We start from the raw sequence: 1,007 nt of genomic DNA on the forward strand, positions 1-1,007 counted from the left end.
GTTGCTTATTTTATTGGGATAGACAACATGAATAAAATCAATGAAATTGATGTCAAAAATGATGTAATCGACTTTGAAAAAGCAGCACTTAATAAGAAATATGAAGAGGTAATTAAGCTTAAAGGGAAAGTCAATATGGACGGTAGACGTGAAAAACTCATTGTTGAAGCTTTTGTAAATCTAAAAAAATATGAAGATTGTTATTCTTTTGCCAAAACGCAAGGAAATAAAAACGTAATGAAAGAGGTCAAAGAATTAGAGAAACGGGATATTCAACAATCTACGATAAGTGAAGAAGAAAAGAAAGCTAAGATTGAAAAAATTGATAAAGATATACAGAACATCTAAGGGGGAAAGAATAACATGCCTTTAAATTATGAGAATCTGTACAAAAAAATGGGAATTGTTTTTCTTTGTGGTTCATTGATATTAAGTACGACAGGTTGCAGTTGGTTTGGGAGTAAGGAATCATCAAAAAGTAAAACAGCTATTACAAAAAAGGTAGATAAGAATAAACCGGATGAAAAGAAAGAAGATCTGAACAAACATGATTTTGAAGCAATTACAGAGAATGCAATTCAAAGTAAGGATAATGAAGTTGGTTATGTACTCGAAGAGCTGGATAAATCAAAAATTAATTTTAAAGAAAAATCTATTGTAAGTAATCTTCAAAATGGGGATGAAACGACTTCTCGTGTTCTAGCACTCTTTGATAAGGAAAAAACAGATAAAACACTTCAAGATACAACAAAAGATAATGTGATTGCAGCTATTACGGATAATAAGCCACAAGTCAGCGTAAATGGAGATCATTTTGCATTTGGCGATCAAAATATTGATTCTTCAGTAGCGAGTATAGGAGATATTCTTCCACCAGAGAAGAAACCAGATACAATTGTAACCCCACCAATTATAACGGAGGGTGAGGATGGTAATACGGAAAATACAGGGACAGAAAAACCAAAGCCACCTATAGAGCCGGAAAAACCAACAAATCCAGAGAAACC

Annotated in this window: 2 pseudogenes; both read left to right on the plus strand. The window is 32.7% G+C overall.

Features of this window, described 5'->3' with window-relative positions:
* Positions 1–348 (plus strand): annotated as a pseudogene (locus BM089_RS30485) (hypothetical protein); the annotation flags it as partial.
* Between the two features lie 15 nt (positions 349–363).
* Positions 364–1,007, plus strand: a pseudogene (locus BM089_RS30490) (hypothetical protein); the annotation flags it as partial.

The organism is Bacillus sp. 5mfcol3.1 (assembly GCF_900114335.1).
Taxonomy (GTDB): domain Bacteria; phylum Bacillota; class Bacilli; order Bacillales; family Bacillaceae_G; genus Bacillus_A; species Bacillus_A thuringiensis_S.